The sequence below is a fragment of the Pseudomonas fluorescens genome (assembly GCF_902498195.1).
Taxonomy (GTDB): Bacteria; Pseudomonadota; Gammaproteobacteria; order Pseudomonadales; family Pseudomonadaceae; genus Aquipseudomonas; species Aquipseudomonas fluorescens_BU.
Map to the genome: position 1 here is coordinate 471,547 of NZ_CABVIY010000002.1, position 17,049 is coordinate 488,595.

The following is a 17,049-nucleotide window of genomic DNA, read 5'->3' on the forward strand; positions in this document are numbered from 1 at the left end:
AGGTTCACTGTAGATGATGATCCTGCGCGGGCAGGGTTCAGTTAAAAACGGTTGGGGCGCCGCATTCCCTTGTGGGAGCGGGCTTGCTCGCGAAAGCGCCGGGTCAGACGGCATTTGCATCGACTGACACGCCCTCTTCGCGAGCAAGCCCGCTCCCACGGGTTTTTGCGTGACGCTTAGAAAGTCGACTGGATCTTGATCCCGCCAATCAGCGCGTCATCGACCTTGTCCACGCCACCGGGGTGGCGGATGTATTGCAGGTTCGGGCGCACGGTCAGCCAGTTCGTGACGTGCACGCCGTAATAGAGTTCGGCGCTGTATTCGGTGTCCTGGGGTGGCAGGAACGACGGGTCGTCGTAGTCGAAAACCCCGTGGGCCTGATTGGTCGCCTCGGCGTTCTTGCGATAGGCCGGGTTGACGTGCACACGGGCCATGGCAAACCCGATGTCATCCCTGGCACGGGCATCGAGCAGGCCTTTGTAGACGACGCCGGCCTGGACATAGTTGTCGATGGCGTTGGTTTTCTTGTCGTGCATCGTGCCGTTGGCGAACAGGCTCAGGCCGCGCGAATGGTCGCTGGCCTTGCTGGTGATCTGCTGCTGAATACCCAGCCACACCCCGTGTTTGCTCGACGCACTGCGGTAGGCCTCGCCACTCAGGGCGGCGGGCTGGCCGTGGCTGTCCTTGTAGGCGTCGGTGGCATTGGCGTTGCTGTAGTAGTAACCGGCGCGGTATTCGCCCGGCAGGCCGTTGGGTTTCGGCGTCCACACCAGTTCCACCGGCAGGATGGCGCCCTGGGTGCCGCTGCCGCTGAGCTTGAAACCGTTGCCGCGATCAAGGTTCGACGGGTTCTGCTCATACGCGCCGACTTGCGCGTACAGCTCCGGCGTCAGGTGATATTTGACTCGCATCGCCCACTGGCTGACCGGCCAGTTGTACCAGATACCACCCACCCAGTTGCCCACCTGGGAGCCGCAGAACGCCAGGTTCTGGAAGTCGCAGGGGAAGCTGTTGAAGTCTTCGCCTTCGCCAAAGCGGCCGACCTTGATGTCGAGCGTCTGGTCGAGGAATTTCTGCTGGTACCACATCTGCGTCAGGCGCCAGGTCTGCCCCCGGCCCCAGACTTCCTGGGCCGAGGTAAAGCCGCCGACGCGCGGATCGTTGAGGCGGTCGTTGCTGATGTTGTTGCCGCTGCGTTCGGTGACGGTCAGCTGGAATTCGGCGTCGTCCCAGCCCAGGATCTTCTGCAAGTCCAGGTGCGTGCCGAAGCCGAACTGGTCGCTGTAGCGCGCGGTGCGGTCGTGGTCGTAGCCACCGTGTAGATTGCTGCCCATTTCGCCGGTGTAATCGACCTTGAAGTCGTAGCCTTTTTCCGCGAGTTCGGTGCGCGTGCCATTCCAGTCGCCCAGCATCCACGGCGAGTCGCTGTCGAAGGCCGGGGCGGCCTGTACGCAGGTGGCGAGGCTCAATGCGGTGAATCCGCCAATCAGGTTCAGGGGTTTCTGGCGGGCAACCGGCGTTGAGACAGCGCTGTCTTGCGAAAATCGTAAATCGGGCATAGAGAAGAAATTCTTGATCTTTTTCTGGGGAATGAACGGAAACAGCAGAATTGAAGGGAGTAGCGGAAGCGTTTCAGCTGGAATGTGCGCAAGGATAATGTTCTGTTACAAATAGAGAAAGCGCTTTTACTGACATGCATCGTTTCGGATTTGGTAACAGTGCGCGCCCGGGTGATGCTTTTTGTAGGAGCGAACATGCTCGCGAAGAACCTGTGAGCGCCGCGTGAATCCAGACTGCACGCGTCATCGTTAACAACCATCGCGAGCAGGCTCGCTCCTGCAAGACTCCTGCATTCCAGAATCACCTACATTTAACAGACCGCTTCCCCCCAATGACGCCCTCCGCTAAGGTGCGCGGTTTTCCATCCCTACAACGCTGAAGGCCCGGCATGACCGAACAGAGCAACGACCCGCTGCACGGCGTCACCCTGGAGCACATCCTCAACGCGCTGGTTGAGCACTACGAATGGTCGGGGCTGGCCGAACGCATCGACATCCGGTGCTTCAAGAGTGACCCGAGCATCAAGTCGAGCCTGACCTTCCTGCGCAAAACCCCCTGGGCGCGGGAAAAGGTCGAACGCCTGTACGTGAAGCTGATGCGTACCAAGCGACCGCTCTGAACATGCACATCCGGCCTGCCCTGCAGCGTCGTTTTGTTGCCGTGGCCGCCGTCCTCGGCTGGGCGGGATTAAGCATTCAGCTGTACCTGATTTTCCATTCACGCTGGACGCTGGGGGCCAGCCTGTTGGGCGGGCTGATGAGCCTCTTCAGCTACTTCACCGTGCTCAGCAATACCCTGGTGGCGACCGTGCTGACCTGTGAACTGACGTCCCGCGAATCGGCGGCGCGCCGCTGGTTCTTGCAGCCGTGGGTCAGCAGCGGTATTGCGGTGAGCATCGCCGTGGTCGGCCTGGCGTACAGCCTGTTGCTGCGCCATTTGTGGCATCCCGAAGGCTGGCAATGGCTGGCCGATGAGTTGCTGCACGATGTGATGCCGCTGCTGTTTCTCATCTATTGGTGGGGCCGGGTGCCCAAGGGCACGCTGCGGTTAAGGCACATCGCGCTGTGGGTGATTTATCCGGTGGTGTACTTCGCCTATTCGCTGTTGCGCGGGCATTTGCTGGCGACGTATCCGTATCCGTTCATCGATGTGGATAAGTTGGGTTATCCACAGGTGTTTCTCAATGCGGGCGGGATATTGGTGGGGTTTGTGGCGGTTGCGCTGGTGCTGATCGGGCTGGATCGGTGGTGCGGTGGCAGGGTCAGGGATTTGTAATGCCTGGAGGATCGCCTTCGCGAGCAAGCCCGCTCCCACATGTGATCGGCGTGCACCGATCTACTGTGGGAGCGGGCTTGCTCGCGAAGGGGCCGGTGAGGCAGTTATTCCTCGTCGCTGTCATCCAGGCGCCAGTAGCCCACCGCCTTGACGTACTGATCGTCAAGCCCATGCTCATCCAGCAATACCCGGCGAATCTGCCGCGACACCTTGCTCTCGGTCGCGACCCAGGCATATAGGCTGCCAGCGGGAACCTGGACCTGGCGCACGGTGGTCAGCAAATGATCCTTGCCCCCTTCGCGCAGGACCCAGATCACATTGACCTCGGCAGCGCTTTGCAGCACTTGCTGCTCCTTGCCGTTTTCCACTTCGATGATCACCAGCGCACGCCGATTGGCCGCCAGGCCTTCGAGGCGTCGGGCGATGGCGGGCAGGGCGGTTTCGTCGCCGATCAGCAGGTAGCTGTCGAAGATGTCCGGGACGATCATCGAGCCCCGTGGTCCGCCGATGTGCAGGTACTGGCCGGGTCTGGCCTGTTCGGCCCAGGTCGAGGCGGGGCCGTCGCCGTGCAGGACGAAATCGATGTCCAGTTCCAGCGCATCCAGGTCGTAGCGTCGAGGGGTGTAGTCGCGCATGGCCGGCATCGGGCCGTTGTCTTTGCCGCCGCCCAATACCAGGGTTTCCAGCGCCGCCTGTTCCGCCGCGTTCTGCGGGAACAGCAGTTTGACGTGGTCGTCCGTGCCGAGGCTGACGAACCCCGCCAGTTCAGGTCCGCCCAGCGTGATGCGGCGCATGCGCGGGGTCAGGTCGACCACGCGCAGCACTTCCAGGCGGCGACGTTTGATTTCATGCATGACGCGGTGAATGGATTGCGACGGATCGATGACTTCGGTCATTCGGCGGTCTCCTGGGCAGGTGCAACGGCGGGGCCGTCGACGATGGCTTTGGCGGTGTTGTTGAGCAGGTCACGCACCCGCAGGATCTCTTCAGGGCTCCAGCGACCGTGGTGCATTTGCAAGGCATGGCGCAGGTTGTGCACCGCTTCATGGATCTCCGCTGGACGGTCATGACCGCGCAGCGAACGCTTGCTGACCTCGATGCGCATGCGCACGCCATCCAGCGCAATCGCCTGGTCTTGCAATGAAAGACGTCCGGCGTCGGTCACGCTGTAGCGTTTTTTTCCGCCTTCGGCGTCGCCCAGAATCATTTCGCTTTCTTCCAGAAAGGTCAGGGTCGGGTAGATCACGCCCGGGCTCGGGCTGTAGGCGCCGTCGAACATGCTTTCGATCTGGCGGATCAGGTCATAGCCATGGCAGGGCTGCTCGGCGATCAGCGCCAGCAACAGCAGCTTCAGGTCGCCGGGGGCAAATACCCGTGGCCCGCGCCCGCCGCGTTCGCGGGCGGGGCGTTTTTCGAAGCCGTCACGGCCGTCGCCGTGTTCTCGATGGGGTGAATGATGGTCTCTCATTTCTCGTCTCTCTCGTCGTGTTTAGATACAACTTAAGATATATCTTTACGTGGAGGCAAGGAGTTTTTCAGGCGCAGCGGCTTCACCGGATGAGTGGTGGCGTCGCCGAGGAGACGTCAATTCCGGCCTGATCCGACATAATTTCTTACGTCTCGGGGTAATTGTCGGAAAGTTGAGCTATTACTCTATTGTTGTTGGAGTATATATTCTAAAAACCACTCAAGTCCCCGTATTTAAAAGTTGAAGTTGCTGTATGGTTTTTTAGGGAAAACTGTATGTAAGGCGTAACTTACAGGCATCTTTTTGCTTTTCTATTATTCGTGTTTTTTTCTTTCCCATCATGGGGTGGTTGAACTACGCGTTCATCGGAAGTTGCCTGCTTACATTCGATTGCGAAGCATCGATGATGTTTCGGCGTTGAGATATCAAACGGCCATGATCGTGAAGGTCTGTGTTGTTTGAAGTTTCAATGAACTAATCCTTTCAAGAAAACAGGTACTGAATGATGTTCAAGAAATTCGCAATCGCTGCTCCCCTGGCCGTTCTCGCACTCGGCTCCTCCATGGCCTTCGCTGCGGGCGAAGCCACTCATTCCATCAGCCTCGTGGCCCATGTGCCGACCAATGGCTTCTACGTGGTGCCGACTGACCCGGACCTGGTCAACAAGGACCAGGACATGAGCTACCAGCCGACCACCGGCAAGATGGGCGAAGTCAACGGTTTCTTCGATGTGCGCAATAACAACGGTTCGGTTCACGCCAGCCTGGAAAGTTTGCCGAAGCTGATCGCGGGTGCCGAAGCGATCGATCTTCAAGTTTCCTTTAACAACAAGGTATTGACCACCACTCCGCAAATGGTCGTGGGTGAAGCTGAATCCGACGTGAACTACCGTGCACCGCTGAACATCAAGGCAGTGGGTACCACTTTCGTCCCGGGTGATTACACCGGTTCGGTGGCAATGGTTTTCGATGCTGTGACGCCTTGATCGACCGATCATGCACTAAGCGCTCATTTCTATAAGTAGCGTTTCCCGGCGGACATCCAAGCTGGCTTGTCCGCCGGATTTCAACTTGTTCGTAATCAGAGTACGAGTTCATGTTCCCGATGACCCCCATCGCGGCAGCGCTTGCGCTGTTGTTTTGTGCCGGTGCCATGGCGGCTGCCGATTCCGCCGGTACCACACCGCGAAGTCTGTTGGCCCAGGCCAAAGGTTTGCCCGCCGACTTCGAGGAGCATTTTTTTGATGTGCCTCTGGCCGTGCGCGTGGAGCTTGATCAACAGCCGTTAGGGGAGGCCATGGTGGTGCTGTCGCGCGATGATCGCGTCACGCTCCTGGAATTTACCGACACCAGTGAAAACCGCTACGGCCCCGCCGAGCGGGAAAAGTGGGCGAGTTATCTAAAACCTGGCGTAGCGTTGGGCAATTGCACCGGTTCCTGCCCGAACCAGGTGTTGGCGGTGCACTACAACCTGGAAAACTCGCTGGTCTCGATCCTCACCGAAAACGCTGAGCGCGACCTTGAAGCCAAGCGTTATTTCGAGCAGCCCGCAGGCGGCAGCAGCGGCCTGATGGTGCGCAACCAGCTCAATCTCAATGGCGGCCAGGATCAGGATCTGGGCGGGCGCTTTGGCCTTGAAGCCAGCGGCAGCCTGGGCAACTGGAGCCAGACGTTCAACATGCAAGTGGCCCGCCTCGGCGGCCCGGACGACAAGCTGTACCACGCCGTCCACGAGCTTTACACCCAGCGCGAGTTGCAAGGCAATTTCTTTCGCCTGGGCTATTTCACCCCCAATTCCGAAGGGCTGACCCGCCAACCGCGCACGTTCGGCACCAGCCCCGACACCGCTGTCGGCGTGATGTATGGCAGCTCCGACAGCCTGGCGATCAACAGCCCGATGCCCAGCGTTTATCCGATCTACGTCACGGCCAATCGCCAGGGCTCGGTGGAGATCTATCGCGACGGCCTGTTGATCAATACCCAGTCGGTGCCCGCCGGCTTGCAGACCCTCGACACCCGTCCGTTGCCGGGTGGCATTTATGAAGTGGAAGTGCGCCTGATCGAGGACGGCCAGATCACCTCCACCACCCAGGAACTGGTGTACAAGCCCAGTAACTGGCGCAACCTCGACGAGCGTTGGCGCTACAACCTGTTCGCCGGCGAAGAAAGCAAGCTGCTCAGCAACTGGGACCAGCAGGCCAGCGGCAGTCCCACGGCCGGCGCCTCGGTCAACTACCTGATGCACCCACGGGTGATTCTCGGCCTGTCGGCGCGGCAGATTCGCGAAAAACTGCAATACGGCACCTCGGTCGACTGGACCCTGGCCAACCACGTCAGCCTGTACGCCAATGTCTATAAAACCGAGGATCACGGCACCGGCCTGGACCTGCAAAGCCTTTACAACTACGGCGCCGGCAGCCTGGTGATCAGCCACAACCGCAGCTGGCTGGACACCACCGACCTGTACGAAACCTTGCCGGACGGCACGCGGGTACGGCAGCGCAATGTCTTCAAAGGCGAAACCACCAACTCGTCGCTGGCGATTAATCATCGGCTGAGCAACAAGAATTCGCTCAACGCGCGGGTGTCCCACAGCGAGGGCAACGTTGAAGGCGTTGGCGTGGACCTGGGCTGGACCCAGCGCACCACGCTGTTCGGCAGCGATGCCAACTGGCGCCTGTCGCTGTTCGACCGGCCAGGCAGCTACAGCAGCGGCAATGATCGCAACCGTGGGGTCGACTTGAGCATCAACGTGGCCCTGGGCGCGCCGGGCGAGCAGATCACCGGCAGCATCGGTTCGCGTACCGCCCGCGAAGGTGGCCGCGACAACAACGCGTCCATCGGCTGGCGCAAGGACCTCAAGGACCACGTGCTGCAAAACGTCTCGGTCACCGCCCTGACCGACACCTATGGCGTGGGCGTGTCCAGCCTGGCCAACTTTCGCACCGATGCGATCAATGGCGACGGCTTCATCCAGCGTTCTTCCTATAACGGCAACTTCACCGGCGGCCTGAACCTGGACAGCACCCTGGTGCTGGGCGGCCGGCAGATGCTCATGACCAGCCAGCACGAAATGCGCGGCGCCGGGATGATCGTCGATGTCGAATCGGACATCGATGACATTGCCCTGCGCGCCGACGATTTCAGCGGAGGCATGGCGGCGTTGAAACCGGGACGCAACTTCATCCCGATCACCGCGTACCAGAACAGCTCGGTGAGTTTCGATTTCGAAGGCAACCATGTGCCGGCGGCCACCATCGAGCCCGCGCGCACCCGCTATCACCTGAACAAGGGCGGGGTGGACTACCGCAAGATCCGGGTGATGAAAACCCTGACGGTGTTGGGTCGCCTGGTCAATGAACAAGGGCAGCCGCTCAAGGGCCACCACGTGATCAACCACGCCAGCCGCGGGGTGACGGAGGTCGACGGTTTCTTCTCGATGGAAATGAACGCCGGCTCACCGACCCTTGAGGTGCGTCAGGATAACCGCTTGCTGTGCCAGTTCCGCCTCAACGCGAGCGAGCATCGCAGCGAAAACAACGTGCTGATGATCGGTGACCTGCGCTGCACACCGGACACACTGGCCGATGCAACTGTTACCGATCAGAAGGCGGGTTGAGCCATGAAAAGAATGATCAGAGGATTGGGATGGCTGGTGGCGTTCACCCTGACTAGCGTCGAAGCGGCGAACCAGGAGGTCAAATTACGGTTTCAGCCGGATTTTCCACAGCCGGGCAAGAACGAATTCGTCAACCAGACGCCGAACACGGGCTACTGTGCGAAATACCCGGTGAAATGTGCCGAGCGCAACATATTCAGCTTCAATACGCCGATTCGTTTCAACTCTACCCGCGCCGTTGTGCCTGGCGATGGCGTGGGGTTCAAGGCGCCTGCCAATTGGCGACAGGTGACGGTCACCAATCAAATTACCCGGCAATCTGAAACGGTTGAAGTGAGGATTGTCGGTATCGGCTCTGAATATGTTTTGAGCGATACGGCAGCGAATTTGACCGACGCTGCGGGTCCCTGGGAAGGGCACGAAAAACTTTGGGGGTCGCAGTGGTTTTATGCGCCGCCTCCTTGCGCCACGACGGGCGCTGGGGTTGTCGCGCCCTACAGCTATGGGTTTTTCTGGGATTCGCCCACCGAGGCGTACTGCAACAAGCGTGCTGCCTACATGATCCCGAAGATGGCCTTCGATTCGGTCGATTTTGCTTATGAGCTGCGCCTGCCCGATCCCTTGGGGATGTTGTCCGGACTGTACACCGGCTCATTGACCTACATCATGGGCGTCGGTGGTGATTTCGAGATGGGACCGGCCATGCAGCCCAGTGACAGTCACCTGACGCTCGATTTCGAGCTCGATGTACAGCACACCCTGAAAGTCGACCTGCCCCCCGGTGGGAGCAAGGTCGCCATGGAACCCAAGGGTGGCTGGCAACGCTGGATCGACAACGGTCGCAGGCCGACCGAGATTTACCGTGACCAGCCGTTCTTCCTGTCGGCGTCGTCGAGCTTCAAGGTCAAGCTGATCTGCAGCTCCCTGGGCGGCTCTGAGTGCGAAATCGGTAACAGCGAGGTGGGGTTTTCCAAGTTCCAGGTCAGGCTCACCGTGCCGAGGGGCATCGCCGGTCCCGGCGGTGCTGACGGCTGGACTGGCACGCTCAATCACAACACCTGGATAGGGCCTTTCGAACCCACCCGCTACGTGGATCGCAAACCCGGCAACTTGCGCTTTCAGATGCCCTCACGGTGGATCGAGTCGCTGCTCAGGCCCGGGATGAACGGCACGCTGCGCGGTTTCGCCACCCTCATTTTCGACTCGGAAGTCTGAACGTCCGGGCCTGACCATTTTTTTTCACGAGGTTGAAGACGATGACACGACTGTTTTTGCTGTGGCTGTGCGCAGTGTTTTGCATGGCGGCCAATGCCGGGCCGCAGATCAATGTCGGCACGGTGTACGACTATCTCGACGGCGACAAAAGTACTTACCTGAAACGGGTGTTCAACAGCGGTGACAGCACCGCGTTCGTCAAGGTCAACGTGCTGGAGATCATCTACGACGCGGATGGCAAGCCGCAGGAAATTCCGGTCGCCAACGCCGTCGACGGTGCCTCGCGCAACGGTGTCATGGCCAGCCCCGCCCGGTTGATCGTGCCGGCCCAGGGCATGCAAGGCACGCGTCTGTTGTACATGGGCGAGCGTGACCGCGAGCGCTATTTCCGCGTTCGGTTCGTGCCGGTGGTGCCGGAAAAGGAAGACGAATTCGTGGTCTCCAATGAGGAGCGCGAAGACTACAAGAAGACCCTGTCGGCCGGGGTCAACGTCATGACCGGGTTTGGCATTGTGTTCTTCGTCCGGCCCAGGGATGCCCGCTATGACACGGCGATCAACGAAACCCCTGACCGTTATGAACTGCGCAACAACGGCAACACCGTGCTGGTGGTCGATGAGTTCAAAAGCTGCTCGCTGACCAAGGAAACGGACTGTGGCGCGACCACCAAACATCACGTCATGGCCGGCAAGACCTTCGCTTTCGACAAGGAGCCAGGCCGTGAATACCGTTTCAAGCTGATCGAAGGCGACAGCAAAAAAGACCTGAAGGTGGCGAGCCGCTAACGGTTGCCTCCATAAACAGACGCGGTAGGTATCGAACATGAACAAGCAATGCGCCGTCGCCGCACTGATGGCTTTGGGCTCACTGATGAGTGTCCCGACCTGGGCGGCCCGGGAAGAGCTGAATTTCGAGGTCACGCTGACCATCCCCAGTCGCCCGTTTTACATCATCCCGGTGGAGCCGGACTGGATTCACCGGCCGCAGCGACTCAACTGGGACTATCCCTCGGCGACCATGGGCGGCGTGCAAAAATATTTTGACGTACGGCATGACACCAGTGCCATTGAAGCGCGCCTGGGCAACTCGCCGTATCTGTCAAACGGCAGGCCGGGCGAGGAAATCGGCTTGAAGGTCAGTTTCAACGGCGTTGAGCTGAGCCCGGATACTCGCCCCCGTGAAGTGGTGTCCAGAGCGGAGGCCGCCGTGGGCACCCGGGTGTTGCTGGACATACAGCCGGTCAAGCCGTCCGGCGGCTACAAGCCCGGGGACTATGACGGCAATGTGGTGTTGCTGTTTAACGCCAGGGCTCCGGGCGAATAGCGCAGCGACACCTTCTCTACCGATCACAATGGAATGAAACCATGAACAGGACGACAGGCTGGATGGGCTTGCTAGCGGCACTGAGCCTGCCTGCGGCCCAGGCGGCGAATCAGGAGATCCGGGCGCTATTCCAGCCGGATCCCTCACAGCCCCGGAACAACGTGTTTATCAACCAGACGCCGAACAGCGGGTATTGCGCGAACTACCCCGGGGAGTGCAGCAAGCACAACATGTTCAGCATTCAGATACCGGTCCGTTTCAATTCCACTCGCGCCATTACGCCCGGTAATGGCCTGGACTTAAAAGTACCGGCCAACTGGCGGCAGCTGACCGTCACCCACCGCGACACCCAGGAAACCGAAACCGTCGAGGTACGTATCATTGGCATCGGTTCCAATTTCAATCTGAGCGATTCAGCCGCTCAGCTGGTCGGCGTGTCGGACATCCTCGAAGGCCATCAAAAGCTTTGGACCGGCAGCAGCTGGGTGTATGCCCCGTCACCGTGTCAATACAGTGGTGTGGGCGCTTACACCCCGGCGACTTACAGATTCTTCTGGAAAGCGCCCGTAGAGGCGGCCTGCACCAAGGTGGCCGCTTACCGGATACCGTCGATGTATTTCGACACCCTTGATTTTGCCTATGAGCTGCGCACGCCCAATCCGCTGGGCATGTCGTCCGGGCTGTACAACGGCTCGTTGACTTACAGCCTGGGGCCGGGCGGTGATTTTCAATTGGGATCGATGTTGGCGCCGGATGATGCCAGCCTGACCCTGGACTTCGTGCTGGACGTGCAGCACACCCTCAAGGTTGACTTGCCGCCGGGTGGGAGCAAGGTTGTGCTTGAGCCGGAAGGGGGCTGGCACAGCTGGATCGCGAACAGCGGCAGGCCCGGCCGGATCTACCGGGACCAGGCCTTTCACTTGTCGGCGTCGTCTCGTTTCAAAGTCATGATGCAGTGTAATTCGTTCAGCTTCTACGGCGCCGAATGCAAGCTGATCGGCTCACAGATACCGAATCCCGGCGTCACCTGGGTGCTCACGCAAATGAGTTTGCCCGCCGGAATCACCGGTCTGGATAACAAACCCGTCGTGAATCTCACACTGAAAAACAACGAATGGCTGGGTCCCTTCCAGCCAGGTCATTACGTGGACCGAAAGCCGGGCAATTTGCGCTTCGAGATGCCCGCGGACGCCATCGCTTATGTGTTGCGCCCTGGCGTGAATGACACGTTCAGGGGCGACATTACGGTGATCTGGGATTCGGAGGTCTGAGCCGGTCACGATGAAACCGGCCGGGGTTACCGGCCGGCCGATGGCTGTCGCGACGTGATGCCATGCTTCAACGCGGGGCCCCGGCGGGTCTGAATCCCAGGGTCAGGTCAACGGTGTGGGATCTGCCGGCCAAAGCCCGGCGTTCTTCAGCGACCTGCGGGTCAGGGCTCTGGCCACACCCTTGCGCATATCGCTCATTTCCCTCACCAGCCGGTTGTAATAAAACGTAGACGTGACTTCTTCAGTGAACACATCTGCCTCGGGAATATTCAGCGCCTGAGCCAGGCCTTCCAGCTGCGTCTTCAATGGCTTCAACCGTGATTTGTCCTGGGTCAGGACCCATTCCTCCTGCGCCTCGCGCAGCGTTTCGAGTTGCTCGTGTCTGGCTTCGTAAAGTCGATCATTGGCCTCTAACTCAGGCGCGTAACGCCTGCGCAGAAATTGCTCCCAGAACGGATCGTCGAACAAATCAATCATCCCGTTGACCAGTCCGTCGCCGCGCTCGCGTTCGATAACCGTGATATAGGCCGTGTCGATTTTGGCCTGATCAACCCCAGATCGTGCTTGATAGAGCATGCCCTCGGAGCGCCAGGGCAGATCAAGACGTCTGGCCAGGCCGGTTTCGAAGGCCAAATGAACTCCCACGTCATCCGGTGCACTGTTGGCGGCGGGATTGATCTTGTGCTGCTGCAGTTGGCGGCTGATCTCGGCTCTGGCCACGTCGCCTACGCTTTCCAGGCGTGCGGCGCTGCGGGCCAGCGTGACCAGGTTATTTTCCAGCACATTGGAGGTCGTCGACTCCATGTAGGCCCGCGACACCAATACTTTCATGCCCATTCGGTTGAACAATTGCGCCCCGGCGTCGGCGCAGGTCTGGGGGGCGGCGGCCTGCTTGAACAGCTCGTAGCGCAAGTCGCTGTCCACCGCCATGGTTTCGATCATTTGCCAGACGCGCTCCGTGAGTTGCGCACGCGCGCGAGGGTCGAGGTAGTCCTGGCTTTCTCGCTGGCGGCGAATGACTTTGAAAAAATCGCTGGAGCCGTCTTCTGCCAGCACGTCGTGCCAGGACTCCTCTCTGTATAGCGTGAACTGCTCCGAGTGACTAAAAAGAGAAGTGTCAGGGGGGGAGGGGGCCCAATGTTCCAGTTCATTCTCAACCCTTGGAAAGAGCGGCTGATCACGCAGAAAGCCCACGGACTCGCGATAATCACCCAAACGCCCCAGATCGTCAGCCGAAAGGTCCGTGGTACTGAAACGCGAACGCGCCAGCACAAACGCTTGATCCGAGCCTGCCGTGACCTGCGGCAAGCTTTTGATTGGGCATTGGCGCATGTCGAGCGAGAAATGGCGCGGACGAGACTTGACCTCGGTGCCGTCGCTAAACAGGCCGGTCGGCCAGTCCTCGATGCCGGTGTCGGCCAGGCGCAGCACGTTTAACTCGGGCATGCCACCGACATTCGGCGGCTGGCCCAGGGGATTGCCGTCCAGCCTCAGTGTTTCCAGGTGGGTCAGGCGAGCCAACTGTTCCAGTGAGCCAGACGCCAGCAGGATATCGTTATCGGCCAGGTCGAGGGTTCTGAGTTGATGCAGTTCGCCGATGGCGGGCGGGATCCCGGTCAACTCGCCGTCGCGGGCGGTTAAATGACGAAGGTTGGGCAGGTCGCTCAACAGGCCGCCGGGGTTGCTGGAGTAACGCGCCTTGTTGAGTTTCAGGGCGGTGATCCGGTCGAGGTAGTTGTCTATGCCGGGCAGCTTGCGTAACTCTGTCCACCAACGCTCGATGTTCGGTCCCTGGAACTCGCTTGACAGGTCCAGCGTGTAACCCTCGGCCGGATGCACATTGCGTTCACCGAAGCCTTCGCTCTTGCGTTCGAAACATTCGAGTAGTCGGGTCTGGAGATGGCGGCCACCGGTTCGCAGGAAGTCGAGATTGACGCCAACCTCCATTTCCCCGCTGCCATCCAGTCCGCGGGGCTGACCGTCCCGCCATGCGTCCAGGGTATGGCGCAGTTGCTCCAGTTCATTCTCGAGTTCGTCAATGGCCTTGTCGGCCTCACCTTGGGCGCGCAATTGCTCGACAAAGGAGTTCACCTGCCGCTCGCTGAGTCTCGGATACAGCTGCTTGATCCTTTGCTCGGGGGTCTTTGCGCCGAAGAACCACCAGGGCCCCCGCACCAGGCTCATCACTTCAACCGGGGCGACCGTGAAAATGGGCGGCTGTGCCAACACCCTGCGACGCTCGGCCGGTGGAGCCGTCTGATCCATGATCCACAGTTTAAGCTGTCGGCCCTGACCCGTCTGGTAGCCCAGTTGCGATCGTTTTTCTTGCGGCAGAACGTGCAGGATCGCTTCAAAAAAATCACCGGCAGGCTGCAACGGCCGGTGGTTTTTGTCCTTTATTTCGTAGAGGCCGTGCTCATCACGGATCATTAATCGCACAGTGGAGGCATCGTCCGGCCCGACGCTGCAGCGTAGTGTGCCGTCAGGCGTGCTATCGCGCACCTCTACGCGCAAGTCGCCGAAGCTGTCGCTGAAGGTTTTGAGGGTGTTCAGCGCCAGCCTCTCGGTGTCGGGGCTCAGCATTTCTTCGTGATAAAAACCCTCATAGGCACGGGTGGTGAGCGCCTCGAAATTGGCTTCGCGGGCCAGGGCTTTCAGGCGCAGGGGCAGGTGTTTTTCCTTGGCTATGCGCTGTTCTTCACTGGGGGTAGCCTCCGCCAGGATTTTTTCCGTGAGCGAGAGCGGCAAATCGGCAAACGCCTGTCTCACCATTTGCACATCCAACCGGGGCGACGCTTGTCCAGCCTGGTAGAGATATCTGGATATTTCTCCGTGGCGCCGGTCAACGGCATCGGCCAATAGATTGCGCAAAGTTTGGACGCGGTTGCCGCCCGGTACGTCGGGACCGAGCAGGGAGCTGATTTCGCTCTCGTTCAAAAATTCGATGACGCGCTCGGCAAACTGACTGGACATCACGTCGGGCAGACCAAGGCTCAGGGTATTGTCGGCGGTTGCCTCGGCGTTGCCGTAAGTACGCGACTGGCCGCTCAGGTCGACGCCTTCATAGACCTTTAGCGCCCGTTCGGCAGGCCAGCCCGGCAATCCGGTCAGCATCGGTTCGAACCACACGGACGCGGGAGCGAGCGCTTGTCCGTTGCGCAGGTTGGCAATGGCGGTGTTCGTCTCGTCCAGGGCGCTCAAGCGCTTGATAGTGTCGAGCAGCAATGGCGGCGGCGGTGCATGTTCGAGGTGCATCCGCCGCAGTTCATTGTCGTCGGTGCCGCTGCTGATGCGGATCTGCTCGCGCTCGATTGGGGTGAATCCCTCGACCGTATGGCCCAGGCGTCGCATCAGGGTTTCACCTTGCCACTCACCAGGGTTCTCGCCCTCATGGACCCAGCCACCGTGGCCGTTCGGTTCGACTTTCGGCGAGTAGGCGTTCCGGCGGCCAGGGTGTTTGATCCGGTGCGTTGCGCTTGCATCAGTGTTGGCAGGTTTGTTGATGGCGTACACCTTGCCCTCCAGCGGCAACATGTCCTGGCCTGCGTGCCGATGCAGGCCCAGGTTATCGGGCCTGGAGGTTTCGGGCAGCAACAAACCGGTTTGTTCGTAGGGCGTGAGGTCGGGGTGCCAGAGCGTCGCCTTGCCATCGGGCAGGGTGACCGGTTTCATGTTCTCGACGAAGGGTGAAAGCTTGAGTCGAAATTCATTGCCGATGGCGCCGGCAGCACCGAACGCCGCCAGTTGAATGACATCGGTCACCACGCCCACGACATGTTCCGCCAGTTCGACATACTGCCCTTCGGCCAGGTCCACGACGCCTTCGACGACCTCGGTGGCCAGTTGATACGCGGTGTACGCCAGCATCAGCTCGCCCAACCCCGGGACGAACGGTGTCAGCACCAGCAAGGCGGCGTTGAAAATGTCCGAGACGATTTTTTTGAAGTTGTCCCACCAGGCCCAGCGTGCCGCCGAGTCGGTCCTGGCGGTCGATATCGCAATGTTCTGGGCGTCATTGATGATTTTGCTGACGCTCGCTTGGTACAGGTGTTCCCAGAGATTCCTGCCAATGGGCGTGACCCGGAACTCCAGGTTGGGCTTGTCCACGGGGGTACTGCGCCAGGTCGGTCCGGGATCGAGGCGATCCTTTTCATGCCATTTGACCACGCTCAGGCGTTGGTCGAGGCCGGCGAAAAAATGCCCGCGTTGTTGCTGGTCGATGAACTGGCTGAAAAACTGCCAATAGTTGCGTTTCGAGGACGGGATGGTTTCGTTGTCCCGCAACTGACGCGTCAGTTCCTGCACGAACGCCTGTGCCGAGGCATATTCCTTAAGCGGGTGTTCGGGGTCATGGGGCACGTAGGCGATGAGCTTGTCGGTGCGATTGCTTTGTTCTTTGGCCGTGAACAGCACGATGCCGGTCAAGGACGCGTCCAGCATCGACAGCTCGCAGCACTGCATCACTTTGCCGTCCAGCGTGAGGCCGGTTTTGCTTTCGATCGTCCCCATGACGACGTCGAACGCCTCGGTGGTAATGTCCTTCTTCTTCAGGGCCATATACGCGGCAGCTTCCAGTGCCGCTTTTTGATTGCGGGTGGCCCTGAGCTTGATCAGCGCCTCGGCGACGGGCTCTTTCGTCAGTAAAAACTCACTGAGGTGTTTTTCGTACTGGCCGCCGAGGTCCAGCTCCCGGCACAAACCCTTGAATTGTTCGATGGGCATCTTTGTTTTGAGGGAAACAATCTCGAAGTGTCCGCGTGCATCAGGTTGGCTGATGTAGTCGGAGTCGTCTGTAAAGGTTTCCGACGTGGCGAAGTTGTGCAGCGCCGCCTCCAGCAAGGAGACGGTTCGGCTGGCATGACCCACCTGTGTATCAATTACATACCAAGGGGTTTCCTTGGGGAAGTAAAGTCGCAGGTAAGTTGCCTTTACATCCACTTCAATACCATAGGCTTCTTTCAATCTGGCCTTGAGCAGTGGTTCGGCGAACGCGTCAATTTGTTCAAGTTTTGCGAAGAGTTTGTCGGCGTCGTTCTGCGCTTTCCAGGCCCGCTGGTTGGCGGCCTTTAGCGCAGGCTGGCCACTGCCTTGATACCAGGTTTCCCGCTTGAATTCCGTGGCCCTCAACGTGTGTGCACGCGGCAGCGAAGTATTCAGGAATTCTTTGCTTACTGTGTTTTTTATATGGTCGTAATGACGGCCCTTGAGTGGTCTTTTTTGGGTGTTAAGAGGTGGGGTGTTTTGATTCAAGTTCGACATTTGGCTTTGTCTTGCAAGTTGAGAGGGGTGAGTAGCCTATCTCGCCGAACTTTAATTAAA

12 protein-coding genes are annotated in these 17,049 nt (G+C 59.6%); 8 read left to right on the forward strand and 4 right to left on the reverse strand.

Translation table 11 applies throughout. The annotated features are described in order from the left end of the window. Positions 1–176 precede the first annotated feature (176 nt). Positions 177–1,559 (reverse strand): carbohydrate porin, encoded by a 1,383-nt coding sequence (locus F8N66_RS07605; protein WP_150769598.1) that lies wholly within the window; start codon positions 1,557–1,559, stop codon positions 177–179. 389 nt (positions 1,560–1,948) lie between these two features. Between F8N66_RS07605 and F8N66_RS07615 the strand changes: the two genes are divergently transcribed. Then, complete coding sequence (locus F8N66_RS07615; protein ID WP_150769600.1) at positions 1,949–2,179, forward strand: VF530 family DNA-binding protein; 231 nt, start codon at positions 1,949–1,951, stop codon at positions 2,177–2,179. A gap of 2 nt (positions 2,180–2,181) precedes the next feature. After that, positions 2,182–2,835: a Pr6Pr family membrane protein gene (locus F8N66_RS07620; protein WP_150769601.1), complete on the forward strand. Its 654-nt coding sequence runs from the start codon at positions 2,182–2,184 to the stop codon at positions 2,833–2,835. Between the two features lie 104 nt (positions 2,836–2,939). On the opposite strand, the gene F8N66_RS07625 is transcribed toward F8N66_RS07620, so the two are convergent. Together F8N66_RS07625 and F8N66_RS07630 are read right to left on the reverse strand one after the other, a co-directional pair. Then, a complete protein-coding gene (locus F8N66_RS07625) occupies positions 2,940–3,731 on the reverse strand; it encodes a siderophore-interacting protein (RefSeq protein WP_150769602.1) in 792 nt (263 codons plus the stop codon). After that, positions 3,728–4,303 (reverse strand): PadR family transcriptional regulator, encoded by a 576-nt coding sequence (locus F8N66_RS07630; protein ID WP_150769603.1) that lies wholly within the window; start codon positions 4,301–4,303, stop codon positions 3,728–3,730. The genes F8N66_RS07625 and F8N66_RS07630 overlap by 4 nt, the downstream gene beginning before the upstream one ends. 505 nt (positions 4,304–4,808) lie before the next feature. Between F8N66_RS07630 and F8N66_RS07635 the strand changes: the two genes are divergently transcribed. From F8N66_RS07635 to F8N66_RS07660, 6 genes are all read left to right on the forward strand, one after another. After that, positions 4,809–5,288 (forward strand): CS1 type fimbrial major subunit, encoded by a 480-nt coding sequence (locus F8N66_RS07635; protein ID WP_150769604.1) that lies wholly within the window; start codon positions 4,809–4,811, stop codon positions 5,286–5,288. Positions 5,289–5,398: 110 nt separating this feature from the next. After that, positions 5,399–7,921, forward strand: coding sequence for a CS1-pili formation C-terminal domain-containing protein (locus F8N66_RS07640; protein ID WP_150769605.1), 2,523 nt, complete (start codon positions 5,399–5,401; stop codon positions 7,919–7,921). A 3-nt stretch (positions 7,922–7,924) separates the two neighbouring features. After that, entirely contained in the window at positions 7,925–9,136 is a 1,212-nt protein-coding gene (locus F8N66_RS07645) for a hypothetical protein (RefSeq protein ID WP_150769606.1), read from the forward strand. Between the two features lie 41 nt (positions 9,137–9,177). After that, positions 9,178–9,921, forward strand: a complete 744-nt coding sequence (locus F8N66_RS07650; protein WP_150769607.1) for a molecular chaperone — start codon at positions 9,178–9,180, stop codon at positions 9,919–9,921. 37 nt (positions 9,922–9,958) lie between these two features. Beyond that, positions 9,959–10,459 (forward strand): CS1 type fimbrial major subunit, encoded by a 501-nt coding sequence (locus F8N66_RS07655; RefSeq protein ID WP_150769608.1) that lies wholly within the window; start codon positions 9,959–9,961, stop codon positions 10,457–10,459. A 41-nt stretch (positions 10,460–10,500) separates the two neighbouring features. Then, the gene (locus tag F8N66_RS07660) at positions 10,501–11,730 is read left to right on the forward strand and encodes a hypothetical protein (RefSeq protein WP_150769609.1); all 1,230 of its coding nucleotides are present in this window, start codon (positions 10,501–10,503) and stop codon (positions 11,728–11,730) included. 102 nt (positions 11,731–11,832) lie between these two features. Here F8N66_RS07660 and F8N66_RS07665 read toward each other — a convergent pair whose 3' ends face one another. Next, entirely contained in the window at positions 11,833–16,989 is a 5,157-nt protein-coding gene (locus tag F8N66_RS07665) for a dermonecrotic toxin domain-containing protein (RefSeq protein WP_150769610.1), read from the reverse strand. Positions 16,990–17,049 lie beyond the last annotated feature (60 nt).